The sequence below is a fragment of the Vallitalea guaymasensis genome (genome assembly GCF_018141425.1).
GTDB lineage: Bacteria > Bacillota > Clostridia > Lachnospirales > Vallitaleaceae > Vallitalea > Vallitalea guaymasensis.
Map to the genome: position 1 here is coordinate 3,597,558 of NZ_CP058561.1, position 22,128 is coordinate 3,619,685.

At 29.0% G+C, this 22,128-nt stretch carries 19 protein-coding genes and 5 tRNA genes; 21 read left to right on the top strand and 3 right to left on the bottom strand.

The window, feature by feature from the left end; translation table 11 throughout:
• The first annotated feature begins 19 nt into the window (after positions 1 to 19).
• The 10 genes from HYG85_RS15435 to HYG85_RS15480 all read left to right on the top strand — a co-directional run bounded on the left by HYG85_RS15435 (position 20) and on the right by HYG85_RS15480 (position 5,816).
• A tRNA-Asp gene (locus HYG85_RS15435) sits at positions 20 to 93 on the top strand.
• Between the two features lie 29 nt (positions 94 to 122).
• Positions 123 to 199: transfer RNA gene (locus tag HYG85_RS15440), tRNA-Pro, on the top strand.
• 20 nt (positions 200 to 219) lie between these two features.
• Positions 220 to 292: transfer RNA gene (locus tag HYG85_RS15445), tRNA-Val, on the top strand.
• Positions 293 to 298: 6 nt separating this feature from the next.
• Positions 299 to 384, top strand: a tRNA-Leu gene (locus tag HYG85_RS15450).
• 62 nt (positions 385 to 446) lie between these two features.
• Positions 447 to 520, top strand: a tRNA-Arg gene (locus HYG85_RS15455).
• A 337-nt stretch (positions 521 to 857) separates the two neighbouring features.
• A complete protein-coding gene (locus tag HYG85_RS15460; RefSeq protein WP_212690405.1) occupies positions 858 to 1,346 on the top strand; it encodes a hypothetical protein in 489 nt (162 codons plus the stop codon).
• 360 nt (positions 1,347 to 1,706) lie between these two features.
• Entirely contained in the window at positions 1,707 to 4,247 is a 2,541-nt protein-coding gene (locus tag HYG85_RS15465) for a methyltransferase domain-containing protein (protein WP_212690406.1), read from the top strand.
• A 99-nt stretch (positions 4,248 to 4,346) separates the two neighbouring features.
• Positions 4,347 to 4,829: an S-Ena type endospore appendage gene (locus tag HYG85_RS15470; protein WP_212690407.1), complete on the top strand. Its 483-nt coding sequence runs from the start codon at positions 4,347 to 4,349 to the stop codon at positions 4,827 to 4,829.
• Between the two features lie 76 nt (positions 4,830 to 4,905).
• Positions 4,906 to 5,262 (top strand): hypothetical protein, encoded by a 357-nt coding sequence (locus HYG85_RS15475; protein ID WP_113673790.1) that lies wholly within the window; start codon positions 4,906 to 4,908, stop codon positions 5,260 to 5,262.
• Positions 5,263 to 5,459: 197 nt separating this feature from the next.
• Positions 5,460 to 5,816 carry a hypothetical protein gene (locus tag HYG85_RS15480; RefSeq protein ID WP_212690408.1) on the top strand — a complete coding sequence of 119 codons (357 nt, stop codon included), beginning with the start codon at positions 5,460 to 5,462 and terminating at the stop codon, positions 5,814 to 5,816.
• A gap of 90 nt (positions 5,817 to 5,906) precedes the next feature.
• Here HYG85_RS15480 and HYG85_RS15485 read toward each other — a convergent pair whose 3' ends face one another.
• On the bottom strand, positions 5,907 to 10,112 hold the full coding sequence (locus HYG85_RS15485; protein ID WP_212690409.1) for a glycosyltransferase: 4,206 nt from the start codon (positions 10,110 to 10,112) through the stop codon (positions 5,907 to 5,909).
• Between the two features lie 212 nt (positions 10,113 to 10,324).
• Here HYG85_RS15485 and HYG85_RS15490 point away from each other — a divergent pair, with 212 nt between their 5' ends.
• The 3 genes from HYG85_RS15490 to HYG85_RS15500 are packed head-to-tail and all read left to right on the top strand — an operon-like array spanning position 10,325 to position 13,014.
• The gene (locus HYG85_RS15490; RefSeq protein ID WP_212690410.1) at positions 10,325 to 11,302 is read left to right on the top strand and encodes a Gfo/Idh/MocA family protein; all 978 of its coding nucleotides are present in this window, start codon (positions 10,325 to 10,327) and stop codon (positions 11,300 to 11,302) included.
• Between the two features lie 4 nt (positions 11,303 to 11,306).
• A complete protein-coding gene (locus tag HYG85_RS15495) occupies positions 11,307 to 11,900 on the top strand; it encodes an N-acetyltransferase (protein ID WP_212690411.1) in 594 nt (197 codons plus the stop codon).
• On the top strand, positions 11,884 to 13,014 hold the full coding sequence (locus HYG85_RS15500; protein ID WP_276515003.1) for a DegT/DnrJ/EryC1/StrS family aminotransferase: 1,131 nt from the start codon (positions 11,884 to 11,886) through the stop codon (positions 13,012 to 13,014). Before HYG85_RS15495 ends, HYG85_RS15500 begins: the two co-directional genes overlap by 17 nt.
• Positions 13,015 to 13,077: 63 nt before the next feature.
• Here the strand turns inward: HYG85_RS15500 and HYG85_RS15505 are convergent, their stop codons facing one another.
• A complete protein-coding gene (locus HYG85_RS15505; protein ID WP_113673795.1) occupies positions 13,078 to 13,269 on the bottom strand; it encodes a hypothetical protein in 192 nt (63 codons plus the stop codon).
• 240 nt (positions 13,270 to 13,509) lie between these two features.
• On the opposite strand from HYG85_RS15505, the gene HYG85_RS15510 reads away from it, so the two are divergent.
• The 8 genes from HYG85_RS15510 to HYG85_RS15545 all read left to right on the top strand — a co-directional run bounded on the left by HYG85_RS15510 (position 13,510) and on the right by HYG85_RS15545 (position 21,050).
• The gene (locus tag HYG85_RS15510; RefSeq protein WP_212690412.1) at positions 13,510 to 14,514 is read left to right on the top strand and encodes a glycosyltransferase family 4 protein; all 1,005 of its coding nucleotides are present in this window, start codon (positions 13,510 to 13,512) and stop codon (positions 14,512 to 14,514) included.
• Positions 14,515 to 14,525: 11 nt separating this feature from the next.
• A complete protein-coding gene (locus HYG85_RS15515; RefSeq protein WP_212690413.1) occupies positions 14,526 to 15,542 on the top strand; it encodes a glycosyltransferase in 1,017 nt (338 codons plus the stop codon).
• Between the two features lie 176 nt (positions 15,543 to 15,718).
• Positions 15,719 to 16,585 carry a glucose-1-phosphate thymidylyltransferase RfbA gene (gene rfbA, locus HYG85_RS15520; protein WP_113673798.1) on the top strand — a complete coding sequence of 289 codons (867 nt, stop codon included), beginning with the start codon at positions 15,719 to 15,721 and terminating at the stop codon, positions 16,583 to 16,585.
• A 6-nt stretch (positions 16,586 to 16,591) separates the two neighbouring features.
• Positions 16,592 to 17,164, top strand: a complete 573-nt coding sequence (rfbC, locus tag HYG85_RS15525) for a dTDP-4-dehydrorhamnose 3,5-epimerase (protein WP_212690414.1) — start codon at positions 16,592 to 16,594, stop codon at positions 17,162 to 17,164.
• Positions 17,165 to 18,133 carry a dTDP-glucose 4,6-dehydratase gene (gene rfbB, locus HYG85_RS15530; RefSeq protein ID WP_212690415.1) on the top strand — a complete coding sequence of 323 codons (969 nt, stop codon included), beginning with the start codon at positions 17,165 to 17,167 and terminating at the stop codon, positions 18,131 to 18,133.
• Positions 18,134 to 18,348: 215 nt separating this feature from the next.
• Positions 18,349 to 19,221, top strand: a complete 873-nt coding sequence (locus HYG85_RS15535) for a glycosyltransferase family 2 protein (RefSeq protein WP_212690416.1) — start codon at positions 18,349 to 18,351, stop codon at positions 19,219 to 19,221.
• 48 nt (positions 19,222 to 19,269) lie between these two features.
• Entirely contained in the window at positions 19,270 to 19,923 is a 654-nt protein-coding gene (locus HYG85_RS15540) for an acetyltransferase (RefSeq protein WP_212690417.1), read from the top strand.
• Between the two features lie 44 nt (positions 19,924 to 19,967).
• Positions 19,968 to 21,050 (top strand): DegT/DnrJ/EryC1/StrS family aminotransferase, encoded by a 1,083-nt coding sequence (locus tag HYG85_RS15545; protein ID WP_212690418.1) that lies wholly within the window; start codon positions 19,968 to 19,970, stop codon positions 21,048 to 21,050.
• A gap of 43 nt (positions 21,051 to 21,093) precedes the next feature.
• On the opposite strand, the gene HYG85_RS15550 is transcribed toward HYG85_RS15545, so the two are convergent.
• Complete coding sequence (locus HYG85_RS15550; RefSeq protein ID WP_212690419.1) at positions 21,094 to 22,113, bottom strand: glycosyltransferase; 1,020 nt, start codon at positions 22,111 to 22,113, stop codon at positions 21,094 to 21,096.
• Between the last annotated feature and the right edge of the window lie 15 nt (positions 22,114 to 22,128).

Genomic DNA, 22,128 nt, shown 5'->3' on the forward strand with positions numbered 1-22,128 from the left:
TTAAAATTATTACTAATTAGGCCCAGTGGTTCAGTTGGTTAGAACGCCGGCCTGTCACGCCGGAGGTCGAGGGTTCGAGTCCCTTCTGGGTCGTTTAGTGACAGTTAGTTACACTCCATTGTCTGGGTGTGGCTCAGTTTGGTAGAGCGCTAGAATGGGGTTCTAGAGGTCGCAAGTTCAAATCTTGTCACCCAGACCAAACGTTAACTAATTTAATACGGGCGCATAGCTCAGCTGGGAGAGCACCTGCCTTACAAGCAGGGGGTCACAGGTTCGAGCCCTGTTGCGCCCATTAAATGCCGGAGTGGCGGAACTGGCAGACGCACAGGACTTAAAATCCTGCGGTCCTTAAAGACCGTACCGGTTCGATTCCGGTCTCCGGCATTAAATCATATAGCACCTAAGGTGCTTTTTATATCTTAATTAAAATTATATAAATTTTTTTTGTGCGCATAGCTCAGCTGGATAGAGCGTCTGACTACGGATCAGAAGGCCGGGAGTTCGAATCTTCTTGCGCACGTCACAGAAACTCTGGGTTTGCAATTTAGTGCTTGCCGAGGGTTTTTTATTGATTATATAAGGCTTTAGAGCGAATTTTTATCTAGTCTATATATATTATCTTTTCCAACAAATGCATTAGACATATGTAAATACTTTTCAGTAACTTTAATCACTATGACCTAAAAGAGGTTTCTAACATGATTGTACCATTTTTTTTGTAAATAGATATAATATATACTAAATGTTAATTATATTTGGGTATTTCTTGTTAAATAAAATAATATTTTGTAAATATAATAGACAATATCAAAAAATATATGATATAATTAAAAAAATATAGAAAAGGAGGTATTATAATGAAAATTAAAACAATTGTTTTTTCTTTCATGATAGTAATGATTATGGTATTAACTAGTATAACGAGTCTTGCGAGTGATAAATATGACAAAGGGGATACACTGTATTCAAATTATTATCCACTTCCAGGTAGCGAATTGAAAGTAGGATATTATCTTAAGTCTAATAACGACAAATACACCTTATTTATGCAACATGATGGAAACCTAGTATTGTATGATGAAAAGCATGAACCACTTTGGGCAACAAATACAAATGGGTATGGAGGAGTTAATCATATAATAGTATTTCAATTTTATGGTGGAGGCTTGGCTTTGAAAGATTTAATGCATGATCCGCATTCTGATTTTCATAAAATATGGGAACGTAAATTTCAAAAAAAATCGGTGTGGAAGCCACATAGACGCCTAGTACTTCAAGATGATGGAAACTTAGTTGTGTATGATATAAATAATAAAGCTATTTGGGCAACGGGAACAAATAGATAAGTTAATACAAAAGGGAGTTAACCATCAATAACATTAAAAGAATATATAACATATATTTGATTTTTTAGGAATTATCTGATAATATATACATATAAGACATATTAGTATTGGGGGAAGCGTGTATGAAAAAAACATGTTATGAAAATACTAGCAGATGGCTTAACGATGACAAGAAAGAATACGGATTTTGGGCGATACTTACAATTATTTTAGTTTTACTATTGATACTTTTTTGAGTCTACCTATTTGGTAGACTTTTTTTATGTATTAATATATTTAACATTACTATATTTCTAAACATACTATGAACTAACACTTTAATCCATTTAAATAAAAGATAAGGAGTTGGTTATGTAGAAAATGGAATCAAATGTTGCCAACAAAATGAAATTAGCTTTTTTTGTTAAGGAAGGTTTAGATACCTTTTTAGAAGAAATAATTATTAGTTTATCCAAAAAATATGAGATAAAAAAAATGATAATAACTAAGTATACACAAATAGAAGAGGGAATGGAATGGGCAGATATCTGTTGGTTTGAATGGTGCGATGAATTGCTGATCTATGGAAGCAAACTTGATATTGCAGCACATAAATATATAGTTTGTAGATTGCATAGTTATGAATCATTTACTAAATATCCTTCATTAGTTAATTGGATAAATGTAAATAAACTCATAGTTGTTGCAAAACATATAAAAGATTATATATGTGAAAAATTCAAATTAGATACTAATAAAATTGCTGTTATTCCAAATGGTATAGATTTGGATAAGTATACATTCAAAGAAAGAAGACAAGGCTATAATATTGCATACGTAGGATATATAAACTATAAGAAAGGTCCTATGCTTTTGTTGCATACATTTAAAGCAATACATGATAAAGATAATAGATATAAATTATATATAGCTGGTTTATTTCAAGATGAACGATATATATTATACTTCAATCAAATGATTCAAGAAATGGGACTATCTGAAAATGTTATATACGAAGGTTGGAAAGATAACCTGAATGAATGGATGCAAGATAAGAATTATATTTTATGTACAAGTGTTTTAGAATCACAGAATATCAGCGTTATGCAAGCTATGGCAAAAGGTATAAAACCTATTATCCATGGTTTTGTTGGTGCTTATGATGTATATAGAGAGAAATATATATGGAATACAATTAATGAAGCCTATGAGATGATTAAGGAAGATGAGTATAATTCAATAGAATATAGAAATTTCATAAAAGATAATTATATGTTGAAGAATCAAATGGAGAAAATTAATGCAGCAATTGAGCTTATTATTAATCCTAATAATAACAATAATGTGTTCAATTATATAGAGTATTGGGATAAAAGATATCTAAATAGGGGGACATCTGGGTTAGGTTCATACGGGGATCTAGCAGATTTTAAAGGAGAAATAATTAATGAGTTTATAAAAGACAATAATATTAACTCTGTAATTGAATTTGGATGTGGGGACGGTAATCAAATCAAAAAGATTAAATATCCCAAATACATTGGTTTAGATGTATCAAAAGTATCTGTAGAGAAATGTAAAGAGATATTTTTGGGGGATTCTAATAAGGAATTTCATTTATACAAGCCAGGAATGATACATGATTTAGATATTAAAACAAAGCCAGATATGGCTGTATGTTTAGATGTGCTATATCATATAATTGATGAACATGATTTTATAAAAACTCTTGATGATATTTTTAGGACTGACTGTTCACAGATCATTTTCTATACAATGCTTAGAAAACCAGAAATTCAACTATCACAACATCTAAAATATAGAAACATATTTGATTATTTGTCAAAATATAAAGGGTATACAATTAAAAAGATTATCAATCAAAAATACCCTGAGCAGTCTTACTCAGATTTTATGGTTGTTGAAAAAGAAAATGAACAGATAAGTGTTAAATGCTTACAAGATGTAATTGATAATCTAAATGAGTTTTCAGCACCTCTACAAAACATAATCAATTCTTACGAATTTTCTCATGTAAAAATATTGGCTGGAAAAAAAGAAAAAGTAGCAGAAAATTATTTTTTAATTGAATTTATAATACAAAATGGAAAAGGAATGAAGTTAACTCTAATAGGCATAATAATGGATGAAATAAACCATAGAATAATGTATCCAGAATATATTAGAACCTCTAATGGACTAAATGATATAGATATATTAACAAAACAACTAATTGATTCTAATATATTCGATAATAACGAAGCTAATATAATCAATTTTGTATTAGATGAGGATTTGAAAAAGGATGTAGAGTCTAATAGATTGGTTTACTTGTGGGAGAGAGCTATACCTGGTACAGGATTCATGCCTTTGTCAGGATATTTGAATATAATCTTACGTTATAAATTAGCTAAAAAATTTGTGAATGTTGATGATTCAATATTAGAAGCAGCCTGTGGATTTGGCTATGGTGCAACGTATTTTTCTGGAGGGTGTAAAACAGTAGAGGCTCTTGATATATCCAATGAAAATATAGAATTCGGTAAGGTGGCTTACCCCATTAAAAATATTACTTGGACTGAAGGAAATGTGACTAATTTACCTTATGAAAATAAGAAGTTTGATGTATATGTATCTTTTGAAACAATGGAACATTTAGAAGAAGACATGGTTGAACAATATTTAAAAGAGGCTTCTAGAGTGTTAAAGGATAAAGGAAAATTTATTATATCAACTCCTAATGGTGTAAATCGAAAAAATATTAATAATCCATTTCATATTAAAGAGTATGATTTATATGAATTTGATACATTGTTGAAAAAATATTTTAATCATATTAACTATTATTCTCAGGTGGATTATAGAATTGTGAATGGCATCTCTTGTTCAACTAAAATAATGATTGCAGTATGTAAAAAATAATTTAAGATATTTATAAATAAAAAAATATATAAAAAATGGGACAAGATTGCTAACTAGTTCATATTATATTATGAGATATTCATTATGGAGGTATGCTAAATGTGTGAAGAAAATTCAGTGTATGTAAGAGCGAAATGTGCAAAATACTATTGTGAAGATAATGAAGACTGTTGTAACGAAAACTGTATCTTAACCGATGTAATATGTGGTACTATGTATCTTAACGACAATCATTATAATGTTCTTTGGCAAGCTGTAGAAATGAATGCTGCTATTATAGTAAAGATTGATAATAAATCAGAGTATCCAGTAAAATTGATAATATTAGGCAAAAGACGTAGTACAATAAATATATTACCACATCAACAGACTAATGTAACAGTACAAAATGTTCATAAATTAATAATACAACGTATATGTAAATTACAGAGTAATACTGATTGTAAAATTAGCTATGATATAGGTATTCATTATATATCCAATCTACACAATCCTAATAAAAATAAAAGATATAGACGATGTATTTTCAATGACGGTGATGATTGGCTACCTATTTCATGTATTTGTTCAGCATTTAAGTAATTCTCTCAAAAGTTAAGTGATATATTGTGAGTTTTAATCTTTTCTATTTTAATTATAAGGAAGGAGGGAAAAATATATGGGATGTAATAATTTGAATTCTTGCTGTGGTGTAGGTAGTGCAGTATTAAGTGGAAGTAATAAAAGTGTTCAATATGGTTATACTGAAAGATCTATAGAATTATCTGGAGCATCAGGAGTATTTGAGATATGGGATGCTTTAAATCTAAATGGATTAACAGGAACGGTTGATATAAGAGGTGAAATAATTCCAGCTACTACTAGTGTTCTTATCAATGGTATTAATACTACAGCTATAACTAATAATATTTTTAGTAGAAGTATTGATCCACTAAATTCAGTTTCAATATATGCAACTACATCAGCTACAACTTCAATAATTGCTTCTGTAATAGCAACAGCTTTTGATTATTAACAAATAAAACCATAACTAACCACATTATAAGCCAATTTAATCAATAAATACTTATATTACTTGACTTGAATATCTCGATTTAATTACAAATATTCTTAGGTTCAGATAGTATAAATTACAAAAGATAATTTCTTATAAAGTTAGTGATATAATGTAAATTACTGGAATTATAATTAAGGGAGGAAGGTGAAAAATATATGGGATGTAATAATTTGAACTCATGTTGTGGGGTTGGGAGTGCAGTATTAAGTGGTAGCAACAAAAATGTACAATATGGTTATACTGATAGAGCGATTGTATTATCTGGGGCATCAGGTGTATTTGAAATATGGGATGCATTAAATTTAAATGGGCTAACAGGAACAGTTGACATTAGGGGAAAAATAGTTCCAAGTAAAACAAGAGTTGTAATTAATGGGGCTAATACAACAGATATCACTAATAATATTTACAGTAGAAGTATAGATCCACTAAATTCAGTTTCAATATATGCAACTACATCAGCTACAATATCAATTGTTGCTTCTGTAATTGCAACAGCATTTGATTATTAAAAATCAAATAATTTCATATTAACATGATTAATGCAACCATTGATTATATTATATCACTGACTCTAAACACAAAAGTAATAACAAACCAAGTTACTTCTTATATAATTCTATCAGTTTTTTTATTTCAATATTACAATTATGGTATTTGACAATATAATCTCTTCCTTTTTTTCCTATAAATTTTAACATGTCTTTGTTACATAGTATATCAGCAATTACTTCTTTTATATCTTCAGGTCTAGAGTTTATTATAGGAAGTTCACTTGGATAGATATCTTTCATAAAATCATTAATCCAACAAATCACTGGTTTTTCTAATGCCATAGCTTCTATAGCATGTTGACTATAATTACCTGTAGTTATCTCATCAATGACTAAATCTGCTCTTCCATAGACTATTAATTTGTTTTCATAGGATAGTTCTTGCATTTGTAGGAGAACTATTTCATAGTTTAATTTTAGCTCTTCTATGGCCTTTAAAATGTATCTAATACCTTTAGATTTAGTAGCTGATGGAGTACAAGCAATTGTAAATTTTTTATTTTGTTCTCTATTATAACTGTAAAAAGGTAGATTGATATATTTATCAATATCTATCATCGGTGAGATATAATTCACTGTATCAAAAAAATTACTTACATAGTTTTGAAGCTCCATATTACTGATTATGCAATTAGGAATATATTTTGAGGTAGCTTCTAAAGATCTTTTTATATTATCATCATGTATATTGTCTATATTAATATATGGGTTATATTCTACTGCTTTAGATGTAATACTGACTTCTTTATCCCATAGATGTAAAAAAAGTTTTTTGTTTAATTCGATTAGTATACTTAAGTCAATGTTATTTATGATTAGTGAACTAAGATAATTAAAATGAAAAAAATCAAATAGAGGTATTATTTGTGATGCTATATCTATTAGACTATTCAACAATTTTTCATCTGATGTAAATTTATATATATCTAGTACATAATCAGGATTCATAAGATTATAATTAGGAATATAATTTAATGTTTTAGCATGGATTCCATTATGATTCAAGATATTCCGTAAATTTATTGTTTTTCCGGTTGGATCTGATGTACCCATTAGTACTCTTAAGCAACTGTCAGTGCACGTTGTTTTTTCTATATCAGCAAAATTATTATTAATTAAATTTGTCTTGATTCTATTTTTTATAGAGTCATCATCTAAGATAATATTATCAGATTTAGTAGTATTATCAGTACACTGACTATGGTGTATTGGTTTAGTTACTAATTCTATGATATCATTCATTTCAGGATATTGAATAATGGCTTTTTCAGCTAGTTTTAATCCGTAATCTACATTTTCAATATTTTCATTGAAAGCATTAACAATTTTTGTAACAAATATGTTTTCTCTATTTTCAAGTAATTCACATTTATTAAGTTTTATTATTTCAATGCAAATACGAATATAGCTGCTAAATATATTAACAAGTTGTTCTTTAGTTAGTATGCCATTATCCATCAACTCATTAGTACGATGTAATATAACCATAGCAGCTCTTTTGATTTTACATAGCAATATTGTATCAGTGAAATCAAATTCATTACTGAATATAGGAAGGACAGATAGTAGTATTTGTTTTACACCTTCAAGGTCCATTCCATCAATATCATATTGCTCGATTATATTAAGACAATTATTGATAGTATTATATTGATTATTTGATAGTTGATTTTTAACTTTTATAATAAAATTATTATGTGTTTCATCATTAAAATAAGAATATAATTTATCAATTTCAGCATCAGTCATTTCAACAAGATTTTTAATAAGGAAGTAGAGAAAGACATCCTCTATACCTTCTTGTTTACTTTCATTTATTTTATTATCATAAAAATCTACAAGCTCTTTATATCTCTTAGTATAAAAACAGGAGTTAACAATTTCGTGTAGACAATTTTTCAAAGTTAAATCATTATCAATTCCATAGGCATTGTCAATACAATTTATATATCTTTTTAATCTATAGTTCATAACGATATATAATCTCACTGCTTTACTTTTATAGCCTAATGTGTAGAATACATATCTACCATCTTTAGCTATATTAGATTCAAAATAGTCTTTAAGTAGTAAAAGATATTTTTCAATATAAGGCAGAGCTTCTGAGTATTTTCCAAGATTGAATAATACATAAGCTTTGTAATATATAAAATCTATGAAATTAGGTTTATACATAAGGGCAGTATCTATTACTTTATTAGCTTTTTCGAATTCATATCCATTACAATATATAGCGGCAGCATTATTAAGATACATTATGGTAATATCATTGATAAGTTTATTTTCATTGATGATATTCATGAATATATCAACTTGCCTTATAGCATTATTAACATCACCATACATACCATAACTGGTACTTAATTGATATCTATAATATAGATTACGAGGTTCTCGTTGTAATTCTTTTTTTAACAAGGAAGATGTTCTTTGAAATTTCTTCTCTTTGATATCTTCTGTCATTATATAGCCGTAATGGGTTATCAAGATATCTAGATTTTTGATAGGTTCATTTATTACAGCTTGATTGTGAATGGCACTAGTATAATAGAATCTATTATTATTCCTGAATATACGTGATTGTGTCAAACCTGAGAATTTTGTCAATTCTATATCTGTATAACTTATGATAGTCAAAGTGTAGGTATTATAATCTAGATAATTCGTGTTTGTAAATATATTTATCAGTTTTTCAGATTCATCTTTCATCAATTCTTCATCAGCATCCATTGTAAAGATGTATTCACCCCTGGCAAAAAGATTACAATAATTTCTTGCATCAGAAAAATTACCTGTCCAAGTATAGTAAAATATATTTTTTGTGTAATTTTTAGCTATTTCAATAGTATTATCCTCCGAACCAGTATCAACTATTATAAGTTCTGCCAGATTAGAATCAACTAGAGGTTTCAAGCTTTTTAAACATCTATCAATATTCTTTGATTCGTTTTTTACAATCATACAAATGCTAAGTGTATATGGGTACACATTATATTTATATCTTAATCTTTGAATGTAATAGTTAAGTATCTTAGCTTTTTTAGGATACTTTTTTGATAGGATTATCAGTTGATTGATGGATTCACCTATTAAGCCCTTATCTACTAATTCATGAGCTTGGTTAAATAGATCTAGAAATCTAATATCATGATAATTAAGTAAATCATTATTTTTACCCCATTCATTGCAAGATAAAATATATATATCATGGATTTTTATTAGCTTACTTTTTATCAATGGAGTTTCGGATTTAGTACTCATATAATCCATGTAGTTTTCTAGTAAGAGTATATAGGTTCTCAGTTCATCAATGCTACTTTTATCAACTTTATTATTGTAATTGATTAACAACTGGTATAGATAGTTTTCACAGTTATTGATATTATCTAGAATGTAGTTTAGATATTTTTGTTTTAAATTATCATTTAGGGATAATAAAAAATCAGGCAGCATATTATCTTTTATATAATCGTAGATGAACCAGCTATAATAAATTTTTTCTTGGGAATAAATGGTCTGATAGCTATTTTTTATACCTGAATAATATTGATTTTCGTTATTGCTTTTCAAATGTTTTATCTTAGTATAATGGGTATAGTCATTATCAATTTCAGAATCTATAAAAGTTTTTTCCAAGCCTTGAATACTACTTATATCCATCTTATACTTAATTTTTTCGACTGTATCATAAAAATGAGATTGGATATTGGAATCCTTATTTAGTATATTATATTTGTACCAAAGCAGAAGCTCTTTATAGTGGTTCTTTTCAATCAATAATTCAATAGTTCTATCCATATTATTTAGCCTAATAAGACCCATATCTTCTATAGTTAAATCAAGATTATGATTGAAACCTTGTACACCCCTGTTGTATACTAATACTTCTTCTCTAGTGTAAGAGATCTTTTTATCTTCTGAGAGATAAGTTTTTAGGTTAATACTTATATTCTTGTAATCATCTTTTCGGAGTTCAGAGTTAACAGATGCTATTAATTCTGGGGTTATTTTATATCCTTTGTCTATAACCATGATTCTTTTACTAGTAGATGAATATATACAATATTCTTTAAAAGTATGATAATCATTATTATAGTTAAGAATCGTATAATCGTAAGAAATGTCAAAAGTATCATGAGTATTACTTATTATTATAAGGTCTGTATCAAAGCTGACAATAAGTGGTTTAATTAACTCAAATATACATTTTAGTTCTTGTTCATCTTGATGAATGATGATGCTTAGACTATTCATAGATATCTCCTTAGATTTATTTATAAAATTTTTATATCTTTTTATATTACTAAAGTATTATCTGTTTCATTGTTGTGTTACTTAATTGTCCATTGGGGTTGTAATTAATGTAACTAATCAGATTTGATATCATAAACTATATTAACCAATAAGCAATTAATTCTTTGTTTCTGATGATTTTGCTTATGAATAAATAATAAATAGGTGAAGATATGAAGAAAAAAATATGTGTTATAGGAGCAGGACGTTGGGGGAAAAACCATATAAGGATACTTAATGAGATGGGTAATCTTGGTGGAATAGTTGAAAGTAATAATACAATACTTGCTCAATTTCTAGAAAAATATAAAGGAGTAAAAGGCTATACTAGATTAGAGGATTCATTAGAGGATGAATATGACGGTTATGTCATAGCTACTCCAGCAGAAACACATTTTCCTATTGGAAAAATGATTCTTGAAGCTAAGAAGAATGTTCTAATTGAGAAACCAATTGCGCTTTCAGGGGAAGAAGCTAAAAAACTATTAGTGTTATCACAAGAAAATGATTGTAAATTAATGGTAGGTCATCTCTTATTATTTCATCCAGCAATAATTAGATTAAAACAACTAATTAGCAGTGGCAAAATTGGAAAATTACTATATTTGTATTCTACAAGGTTGAATTTTGGTACTGTGCGTACAAGAGAAGATGTTTGTTTTTCCTTTGCACCTCATGATATTTCCATATTGAATTATCTAATTGATGAATTGCCTATTGATATTGAAGCTGTAGGAAGCTGCTTACTTCAAAAAAACATTCCTGATATTGTCATTGCTAATTTTACATACCAAAGTAAAACCAAAGCACATGTATTTGTTTCATGGCTTCATCCTTTTAAGGAACAGAGAATAATTGCTATAGGTGATAAAGGCATGTTATGTTTTGATGGATCAGGTAGAGATAATAATATCTATTACTACGATAAGATAATACAATGGAATAACGGTAGTCCAATAAAATGTGATGAAGGTATGAGTGTCATAGAATATGATGAATCACAACCATTGAAGAACGAATTAGAGTATTTTATTAGATCAATAGATAATAAAGAATTAAGGATTGCTGATGGAAAGAGTGGTCTAGAAGTTATAGAAATACTTGAGAATATTACTAATAAAATTAATTATAACATGATTAAGGAGGTGTAAAAAAATGAAAGAGAATAACTACTTTGTTCATGAGAGCGCTTATATTGATGATAACGTAACTATAGGTAGTGGTACAAAAATATGGTATTTCTCACATATTCAGAAAGGTGCAAGAATAGGAGAAAATTGCGTACTTGGACAAAGTGTAAATATAGCTAACAATGTTGTTATAGGCAATAATGTCAAAATACAGAACAATGTATCTGTATATGAAGGTGTTGAACTTGAAGATTATGTTTTTTGTGGTCCTTCCATTGTTTTTACTAATGTTAAATATCCAAGGAGCAAATATCCAGTAAAAGGTAACGAAGATTATCGTAAGACATTAGTAAAAGAAGGAGCTTCCATTTGTGCAAATGCCACTATTGTTTGTGGTCATAACATAGGCCGGCATTCATTGATAGGGGCAGGTGCGGTTGTATGTTCGAATGTACCTGATCATGCATTGATGATTGGTGTACCAGCTAGACAAAAAGGTTGGGTATGTGAATGTGGTGAACAGTTGGAAGAAGATCTGATATGTAAGAAATGTAAAAGGTGTTATTTAAAAATTAATGATGGTATCCAGGAGGTAAAACAACATGATACAAATGAATGATTTAGCTTTGCAGTATAAAAGATTGAAATCAGACATAGATAAGAGGATAGATAATGTATTGAATCATGGGAGATTCATTATGGGTCCAGAAGTTCATGAGTTAGAAGAAAAGTTAGCTAAATATACAGGAGTAAAACATGCTATAACTTGTTCAAGTGGAACAGATGCATTACTATTAGCATTAATGGCATGGGGAATAGGTCATGGGGATGCGGTTTTCACAACACCATTTACATTTATATCAACCTCTGAAGTAATAACCTTATTAGGGGCTACACCTGTGTTTGTAGACATAGATGAAAGGACATATAATATAGACCCTGAATTACTTGAAGAAGCCATTAGAAAAACATTGAATGAAGGTAAATTGACTCCAAAAGCGGTTATTCCAGTAGATTTATTTGGATTACCATCTGATTATGAAAGCATAGAAAAGACAGCTTCTAAATATAATATAAAAGTATTAGAAGATGCAGCTCAGAGTTTTGGTAGTAGGTATAAAGAAAAACGAGGAGGAAGCTTCGGGGATGCTGGATGTACTTCTTTTTTCCCGGCTAAACCTCTTGGTTGTTATGGTGATGGGGGAGCAATACTTACTAATGATACAATTTTAAGTGATAATTTGAAATCTCTAAGGGTTCATGGAAAAGGCAGTAACAAATATGACAATGTGAGAACAGGTATCAATGGCAGGTTGGATACTATTCAAGCAGCAATATTACTAGGGAAGTTATCAGTATTTGATGAAGAGATTAGATTAAGAAATGAAATTGCCAAAGAATATTCTAATGAATTGAAAGATATTGTCACTATACCAGAAATTCCAAAAGATTATATATCAGCTTGGGCTCAATATTCAGTTCTAGCAAAAAGTCCTGAGGAAAGAGAAAGGTTTATTAATCATCTAGAAGATAAAGGTATAAAAACAGCTATCTATTATCAAAAGCCTTTACATCTTCAAGAAGTATATAAAAAGTTAGGCTATGGAATAGGGGACTTTTGTATAGCGGAAGATATAAGTAAAAGGATTTTCAGTCTTCCAATGTACCCATATCTCTCGAAAGATAAATTAGGATATATAATTAATACACTTAAAACTATCAAAGAATTATAAATAAAAAACAGGATAAAAGAGAAAAACCCCTTTTATCCATAAACATGTCCGATTAAATAAAAATTAATAATAACTACCAAAACCACAGCAGCATCTTCTTCTACAGCCACAACAACCACAACCGCAACATAAACTGCAGCAATTAGAACAACAGCAACCATAACCGCCGTAACCATAACCGCCACCATAACCATAACCGCCGTAACCGTAGCCACCAAAACCTCTACAACAACAGCCATAACCATATCCAAACATAATAACACTCCTTTCATATGATTTCCTAGTTTATATTATTCGCTAGTCTACAAAAATGTGACAAGCTACTTAATAATTGTTTATATAAGTAGTTTAAATAATAAAAAACTATGCTTTACCAATAACAAATCTACTTGTGAAACATATGAGATAGTAGTGTTAACAGAGGTATGTATAGTAACAATATATAGATATTCTTAATATAATGAATTATAGCTTGTATAAAAAAAGAGGTGTAATATGAAAATAGGATTTCCAGTAAAGCCAGAAGGCAGAGGTGGTACTAGAACGTGGGTAAAAGCTTTTAGTAACTACTGTATATCTAAAGGACATCAAGTGTATTTCTCTAAAAATGAAAAAGTTGATATCTTTATAACTTTGGCTTTCTATACTACCCCTGATGAGTTAAAGAGAATGAAGCAAAGAAATACTAAGATTTTATATAGGATGGATGGTATTTACTATAATTTCTTAACAGACAATAGAACAACTGTTAGATTGAATAGGCTTATAGCTGATTCTATGAAATTGGCAGATAGGATTATTTATCAAAGTGATTTTTCAAAAGTTATGGCTAGTCAATTATTTAATGGACAAGAATTACCAGGGATAGTAATTTATAATGGAGCGGATTCAAATGTATTCAAGGAAGAGGGAAAGACACTTCCAAAGCCAGATGATAAGAAAATAATACTATCCATAGCTTATTGGGGACCAGAACTAATGGCAGAATATAGTATTAGAAATATAATTAATATAGCTAAAGAATTCTCAGATAGAAAGGACATTGAATTTTGGGTCCTTGGAGAGGCATATCCCCATGTAGAAGATATATTAAAGAAAGCAAATCTTAGTAATATCACAAGATATAATCTTAGAACACCAATTACAAGAGAAAGAATGCCAGAATATATACGTACTTCTGATATAATACTGCATACTAGACCAAACGATGCTTGCTCTAACTTGATAATTGAAGCTATGAACGTTGGTAAGCCCATAGTAGGTCTTAATCTAGGTAGTACTCCAGAACTTTTAGGAGATGCAGGTTTACGAGGTGAATGTGAACCTTCATTTGAACATTTTCCAGTAATTAATATTAAAAGTATGGCTAGTCAGATACTAAAAACATTTGATAATTATGAGTATTATAAGGAAAAAATAAAAGAGAGAAGTAAAAGATTCACTCTTGAGCAAATGTGTGAAAAATATTTTATAGAAATCAATAAGCTAGTAAATAATTAGGATGTGATAAGGTGAATATTAAATTTTTCTTATCAGATAATGATTTAGCTCCTACAACTATTTCAGGAAAATTGTATGCTAATGCTTTGATAAAGCGTGGTTATGATATTGAAGTCGTACAAAAATCTAATAGAAAATTAGATATACTCAACAAATTAAGTTGTAATATGATATTATTCCAAAAAACTTTTGATAAAGGACATAGCTATAACGAAGTACGACACTTAAAAGGAAAAGTCCATCTAGTATATATAGATGATGATTTTCTAGGAATGAATGATAAGAATCATATAGATACATTAAATGTAGCAGACCTTATTCTTGTAGGGAACAAACAACATGAGGCATTAATGCATAAATATACTAAGACACCAGTAGAAACTATTACTTCAATAAACGATTTTGAAAATTATAGATATATACCCTTTGAAACAAGAAATAATAATCCATTAATCATTAGTTGGCAGCAAAGTCTAGCTGATGTTTATATATCTGATCTATTAAGTATAAAATATCCCTTAATAAACCTTCATAAAGAATATGGAATCAGGTTACAACTATATGGATGGCATGAAGGAAAACATTACGGGAAACCCGATAACCGTAGATTTGTTAGTAAGTATTTTCCTTTTGCTGAATTTATTTCTTTTATGCCATATGATAGTTATATTAAACATATTGTTCCTAAAATAGCTATGACAGATATATTTATTGTTCCTTATTTGGATATACCTGATAGATATGGAAAAGCAGGATTTGGATTAAAAAGGATTATGATGTTAGGTGTACCAGTTATTGTTTCTGATATAGGTATTCATAAAGAGATTATTCAAGATGGGGTAAATGGATATATTGCTACAACAGCAGACGAATGGTATCAGAAACTTAAAGAACTGATTACTCAGTCAGAGTTGAGAAAAAAATTTTCATTAACTTCTAGAAATTTGATAGATACTAAATATAGTTATGATAATTGTGTTAATATATTTATAGATGCAATAAAAAAATATATACCTGATTTCAAATGATTAATATATTTAAGTTCTTTACCATTATTACTTTAGATGTTAAAATTGCCTAAGGGAATTCTTTTAAATATTTAGTTAACCCTTTATTTATAGTGTAATAATTTTTATATTGTAACGTTTCTAAATCAATTATAATAAAATAAAATAAGACAACTTGTATATAAAAGAGGTGAGACATGAAGGGTATTATATTAGCAGGAGGATCTGGTACAAGACTATATCCTTTAACAAAAGCAATATCTAAGCAAATGTTACCTATTTATGATAAACCAATGATATATTATCCCCTTGCCACATTGATGAAATCTAATATTAGAGAAATACTTATTATTTCTACTCCAAGGGATATAGGCAGTTATAAAGAACTATTAGGAGATGGCTCAAGATTTGGAATCTCGTTATCCTATAAAATTCAGGCAAAGCCCAAAGGTATAGCTGACGCTTTTATTGTAGGAAAACAATTCATAGGTAAAAGTTCAGTTGCTTTAATACTTGGTGATAATGTTTTTTATGGGGAAAAATTGAATAGTATTTTACAAAGGGTGGTTAAGAGGAAAAAAGGTGCAACTATTTTTGGTTATGGGGTAAAAGATCCAACCCATTATGGTGTAGTAGGATTTGATAATAAATCAAATGTAGTCTCTATAGAGGAAAAACCTAAAAACCCAAAATCTAATTTTGCTGTACCAGGATTATATTTTTATGATAATAATGTGATTTCTGTAGCTGAAAATATTCAACCATCCAATAGAAATGAACTAGAGATAACAGATGTTAATAGAGTATATATGGAACAAAATAAGCTAAAAGTTGAAATACTGGAAGAAGGCATATCCTGGTTTGATACTGGGACTTATCAAGGGCTTCTTAATGCAGCTAACTTCGTTGAGACAATACAAAAAGAGCAAAGAATATATATAGCTTGCATAGAAGAAATAGCATATAAAAAAGGATATATCAATAAGCATCAATTACTGAAATTAGCTGAATCAATGATTAAGACCGAGTATGGACAATATTTAAAAAATATATTGGAAAGGTAGAAATAAATGGGTAAGTTTAATTTTATTAAGACTACTATAAAAGATTTATATGTAATAGAGCCAAAAGTATTTCAAGATAACCGTGGGTATTTCATGGAAAGCTATAATAGTAGAGATTTTATAGATGCAGGTCTTAATGCAGTTTTTGTACAGTCCAACGAATCACTTTCTACGAAAGGTGTTCTAAGAGGTTTACATTATCAGTATAAATGTCCTCAAGGGAAATTAGTAAGGGTTGTTATGGGAGAAGTTTTTGATGTAGCAGTTGATTTAAGAGAGAATAGCGATACCTATGGAAAATCTTTTGGTGTAATTCTGTCTAGTGATAACAATAAACAGTTTTATATACCTGAAGGTTTTGCACATGGTTTTTTAGTTCTATCTGATTATGCTAAGTTTGTATATAAATGTACTAACTATTACTATCAACAATATGAAGCGGGAATCATATGGAATGATCCTACAATAAATATCAATTGGCCCATAGATCGGGTTGATGATGTACTATTATCAGATAAAGATACTATTTGGCCTAGATTTGGAGAGAACAAAAAATTTATAGGATTAGAGGTGAAATAAATGAAAACGATTCTGGTTACAGGTGGAGCAGGATTCATTGGCAGCAACTTCATTAGATATATCATTAATAAATATGATGACTATAAGATAATTAATCTTGATGCATTGACTTATGCTGGCAACCTAGATAATTTAGAGGATATTGAAGATAATCCTAATTATGTCTTTGTTAAAGGGGATATATCTGATATAGATATTGTTAACCCAATAATGGAAAAATGTGTAGATTATATCATTAATTTTGCTGCAGAAAGTCATGTTGATAGAAGTATTGATAATAGTAATGCATTTATTAAGACAAATGTGATGGGGACACAGGTTTTATTGGATGCAGCTAAAAAATATAAGATAAAAAAATATATCCAAATTTCTACAGATGAAGTTTATGGTTCATTGGGAAATACTGGATATTTTACAGAAAAGACACCTATATCACCTAATAATCCATATTCTGCTAGTAAGGCTAGTGCAGACTTGTTGGTTAGAGCATATTATGAGACATATAAGCTGCCTATTAACATTACAAGATGCTCCAATAATTATGGTGCTTATCAATATCCCGAAAAATTAATACCACTTATGATAAGCAGAGCATATGATAATCAGCCACTACCAGTTTATGGAAATGGTTTGAACATTCGTGATTGGATTCATGTAGAAGATCATTGTGCTGCAATAGATAAAGTACTTCACCATGGTAAGATAGGAGAGGTCTATAATATTGGAGCTAATAATGAAAGAAATAATCTTTTTATAGTTAGAAAAATATTAGATTGCCTAGATAAGGATGAATCATTAATAGAATTTGTAGATGACAGATTGGGACATGATGTAAGGTATGCTATAGATGCCACTAAGATAAGAGAAGAATTAGGTTGGAGACCAAGCTATAAATTTGAAGAGGGAATCGAAGAAACCATTAGATGGTATGTGAATAATCAAGAGTGGTGGAGAAAAATAATGAAATAGGAGATTAATCTACATAATTATAAGTAGATGAATAATGATTGATATTAAACTGAAGATGGAGAATATAAAGGAATTCTATAATGATATAAGATAATGGAATTCTTTTTTTATATAAAAATGAAGGTTATTTGAATATAAGTACAATAAATGATAACTTACACTATTAATTAGACATATAATGTAGGGTAATCTAATTTTATGAAGGGATTGTTTCAATGTCGGTTCCACTAGTATGCTTTATAACATGGAATAGGGTTGGACTAACTGTACAGAATTTACAGGCTTTACTTGATACAACAGATGATTTTGAATTATATATTATTGATAACAATTCAATTGATGATACATGGGAATATTTACAGACAGTTGAAGATGACAGGATAAAATGTAAAAAGAGATTTATGGAAAACTGTGGAGTAGTTTATGCCATAAATTATGCTCTTAGTAAGAGAAAAAAAGACCAATATTTTATTTTAGTAGAAAATGATGTTTATATAAAAATCAAAGAGTGGATCTCAAAGTTTATGGAAGTGATGAATCGTTTTCCAGAAGTGGGTTTACTAGGCGGAGTGAGAGAAGGGCTTTTTAAACAAAAGAAGATAAATCCAAAGTTATGTAGTAAAGAGGGGATTAGCTATTATCAATACAAGATGGTTTTAGGATGCTGCAATTGTATAAGACCAGAAGTGTTTGATTATATAGGTTATTGGAATGAAGAAACCTATGGAGCAGATATAGATATGGGTATAAGGATAAATGACTATACTCCTTATTGTACAGGGTATCTTCCTACTGTACAATTAATACAACCTCAATATGTATGTTGTGACCAATGCCTATATAAAAACAAATGTTCCTTAGTAAAGAATAACACTACATGTTTTGATATTCATAAATCAAATTATTGTCATGATAAGTTTGCAAAATTAATAAAAGAGAAAGAAGCCATATATTTTGAGGAGGTCAAATCAGGAAAACGGTCAATCTTTTGTGCTTCCATACATGATTCTGATTCTATTAATAAGCATTATTATAATAAGAAAATGGCAGAAGAGAATTTTCAATATTTTATACGAAATGCTAATTAGTGAATAATCATTTTCGATATATTATAATTTCAAACGGAGGTTTGAATAATGAGAGATATCATTGTTTTTGGTGCTGGGGGACATTCAAAAGTAATTATTGATATTGTAGAAAAACAGCATGAATTTAATATAGTTGGATTGATTGATCCATATAGACAAAAAGGAGAGTACTATTTTGGATATACTATTATCGGGAATGAAGAAGATTACTCTATCTTAAATAAAATACATGAAGGGATAGTTGCAATAGGAGATAATTGGACACGTTACAAGATGGTTTGCTTAATAAAAGATATAAATTCTAAGTTTAAGTTTATTACATGTATTCATCCTTATACATCTATTGGAAAAGGTGTAACAATAGGGGATGGCAGTGTTTTAATGGCTGGTGTAGTTGTTAATAGTGATTCTATAATTGGTAATCACTGTATCATTAACAGCAAGGCATCAATTGACCATGATAATTGTATTGGAGATTACGCTTCTATTGCACCAAATGCAACTACGGGAGGGCATGTGAAGATAGGCGATTATTCGGCTATTGGTTTGGGAGCGAATATAATTCATGATAAATGTATAGGTTCTAATACAGTGATAGGTGCTGGTTCAACAGTTATTAAGGATATTCCATCATATACAGTTGCATATGGAATACCTTGCAAAATAGTGAGGAAACGTATTCAAGGTGAAAAATATTTGTAAAATGATATAAAAAAGTCTTAGAAGAGACAAGAGTAGGTGTAACTATGATTAATGTTACAAAAACTTATTTGCCAGATATTGATAAATATAAGGATTATGTAAATAAAATATATGATTCTGGTTGGATAACAAATAATGGTGAATTAGTTAGAGAATTGGAAAAAAGATTAGAAAAATATCTGGGAATTGGTAATTTAATTCTAGTATCAAATGGAACATTAGCACTTCAAGTCGCCTACAAAGTTTTAGGTATCTCTGGAGATGTTATCACAACACCTTTTTCGTTTGTGGCTACAACAAGTAGTTTAGTATGGGAAGGATTAAGACCTAGATATGTTGATATAGATGAAAGAACTCTTAATATTGATGTTGATAAAATAGAAGAAAAAATATCTCAGGATACATCTTGTATTGTTCCAACCCATGTTTTTGGAAATGGATGTGATGTTGATAGAATAAAGTATATAGCAGAAAAAAATAATCTGAAGGTTATATATGATGCGGCTCATTGTTTTGGTGTCAATTATAATGGAGAGAGTATACTTAATTATGGAGATATCAGTATATTGAGTTTTCACGCTACAAAAATATTTCATACCATAGAAGGGGGAGCATTGATAATAAACAATGATGAAATAGCTGAAAAAGTTAGAAAGATGATAAATTTTGGATTTGCTTCTCATGAAAAGATTACTGAGTTAGGAATAAATGCTAAAATGAATGAATTCCAAGCAGCTATGGGATTATGTTTATTGGATGATATAGGTAATATAATGGATAATAGGAAAAAGATCTATGAATACTATTTGAAATGTTTTAATGGAAATTATTCTGTGAAATTTCAATGCATTAATAAAAAATGCACTATGAATTATTCTTATTTTCCAATTATATTTAAAAGTGAATACGATTTATTTAAAATAAGGGATAAATTATTAGATAATAATGTTATCCCTAGAAGATACTTTTATCCTTCTCTAAATAAATTACCTTATGTTCAGGATGCTGATGTACAAAAATCTAATAGTATTTCAAAAAGAATTTTATGTTTACCAATATATTATTCGTTAGATGTACAAAATCAAGATATAATAATTAGAATAATAGAGGAAAATCTAAAACAATAAATAATGGCAATAAAAATAATAAATTAGTAAGCGTTTGTTGGTATTAAGGTTTGGTAAAAAGGGATATATGTTTGTTTACAGCGTTTATGAACTGTTTAATAATTATTTCAGGATTATAGTTTGTTTGTATTAGTTTCCTAGATTTTATTGCAAAATTTTCTCTCAATTCTTTACTATTAACTAAAGATTCTAGATTAGAATACCATTGGTCATTTGTAGTTGCGAGGAAGCCATTTTCACCATTTTTTATTAAAGTTCTATGATGTTCTGTATTTGAGGCTACAATTGGTAGTCCTAACAACATTATTCTTTTTAATCCAAAACCGCTTTTGCCCCATCTACCTTTATGCTTAATATATGGCATAATAAAAATATCAGATTGGGATAACTTAGGTACTATATCTGTTAAATACTTGGTTAATGGTTGATATTCTATGAATTTAGCGAAAGGCATTACTTTACGTATTTCATGTCTTAGATCAGGATGATTTTTTCCCATATACCATCCATATAAATGAAGTTCGGTATTATAACGTTCATGAATTTCACATAATGGTTTAGCAATCATAAGTAAATCTTGCGTATAGGCATCAGCACAAGCTTGCTGCCAGCTGATAATTAATGGGTTATTTGATTTTTGTGTAATTGACACATAATTATAATTTTCAAAATCAACTATATTTGAAACTGTTTCAATAGGTACATTAGTATATTCTTTTAGTGCTCTTTTATGTTGTGAAGTACATACTATAATAAGGTCAGTTATTTTCAATGTTTCTAACTTATCTGTTTTATGCATATCTTGAAAGTCATTATCAATATGAATCAGTTTAACTTTACCCTTAAGGTGCTCTATGTATTTTTTTGTATGTGCTGGACATTGTATAGTTTTTTGAAAAAATATTGCATCACAGTTTGGATTTTTAAGTATACTAAATTTTTGGGATAAATCTAAAACTGTTTCTACATCATAACCTAAATCTTGTAAAGCTTTTGCAAATAACTTATTTGCATAAGTTGTGGTTGGATTTCCACTAGGGATAATAAAAAAATATGACTTCATAGGATTCACTCCAAT

Coding starts and splice junctions, on each gene's coding strand:
- HYG85_RS15460 (WP_212690405.1), top strand. CDS start 858: ATGAAAATTAAAACAATTGTTTTTTCTTTCATGATAGTAATGATTATG.
- HYG85_RS15465 (WP_212690406.1), top strand. CDS start 1,707: ATGGAATCAAATGTTGCCAACAAAATGAAATTAGCTTTTTTTGTTAAG.
- HYG85_RS15470 (WP_212690407.1), top strand. CDS start 4,347: ATGTGTGAAGAAAATTCAGTGTATGTAAGAGCGAAATGTGCAAAATAC.
- HYG85_RS15475 (WP_113673790.1), top strand. CDS start 4,906: ATGGGATGTAATAATTTGAATTCTTGCTGTGGTGTAGGTAGTGCAGTA.
- HYG85_RS15480 (WP_212690408.1), top strand. CDS start 5,460: ATGGGATGTAATAATTTGAACTCATGTTGTGGGGTTGGGAGTGCAGTA.
- HYG85_RS15485 (WP_212690409.1), bottom strand. CDS start 10,112: ATGAATAGTCTAAGCATCATCATTCATCAAGATGAACAAGAACTAAAA.
- HYG85_RS15490 (WP_212690410.1), top strand. CDS start 10,325: ATGAAGAAAAAAATATGTGTTATAGGAGCAGGACGTTGGGGGAAAAAC.
- HYG85_RS15495 (WP_212690411.1), top strand. CDS start 11,307: ATGAAAGAGAATAACTACTTTGTTCATGAGAGCGCTTATATTGATGAT.
- HYG85_RS15500 (WP_276515003.1), top strand. CDS start 11,884: ATGATACAAATGAATGATTTAGCTTTGCAGTATAAAAGATTGAAATCA.
- HYG85_RS15505 (WP_113673795.1), bottom strand. CDS start 13,269: ATGTTTGGATATGGTTATGGCTGTTGTTGTAGAGGTTTTGGTGGCTAC.
- HYG85_RS15510 (WP_212690412.1), top strand. CDS start 13,510: ATGAAAATAGGATTTCCAGTAAAGCCAGAAGGCAGAGGTGGTACTAGA.
- rfbA (WP_113673798.1), top strand. CDS start 15,719: ATGAAGGGTATTATATTAGCAGGAGGATCTGGTACAAGACTATATCCT.
- rfbC (WP_212690414.1), top strand. CDS start 16,592: ATGGGTAAGTTTAATTTTATTAAGACTACTATAAAAGATTTATATGTA.
- rfbB (WP_212690415.1), top strand. CDS start 17,165: ATGAAAACGATTCTGGTTACAGGTGGAGCAGGATTCATTGGCAGCAAC.
- HYG85_RS15535 (WP_212690416.1), top strand. CDS start 18,349: ATGTCGGTTCCACTAGTATGCTTTATAACATGGAATAGGGTTGGACTA.
- HYG85_RS15540 (WP_212690417.1), top strand. CDS start 19,270: ATGAGAGATATCATTGTTTTTGGTGCTGGGGGACATTCAAAAGTAATT.
- HYG85_RS15545 (WP_212690418.1), top strand. CDS start 19,968: ATGATTAATGTTACAAAAACTTATTTGCCAGATATTGATAAATATAAG.
- HYG85_RS15550 (WP_212690419.1), bottom strand. CDS start 22,113: ATGAAGTCATATTTTTTTATTATCCCTAGTGGAAATCCAACCACAACT.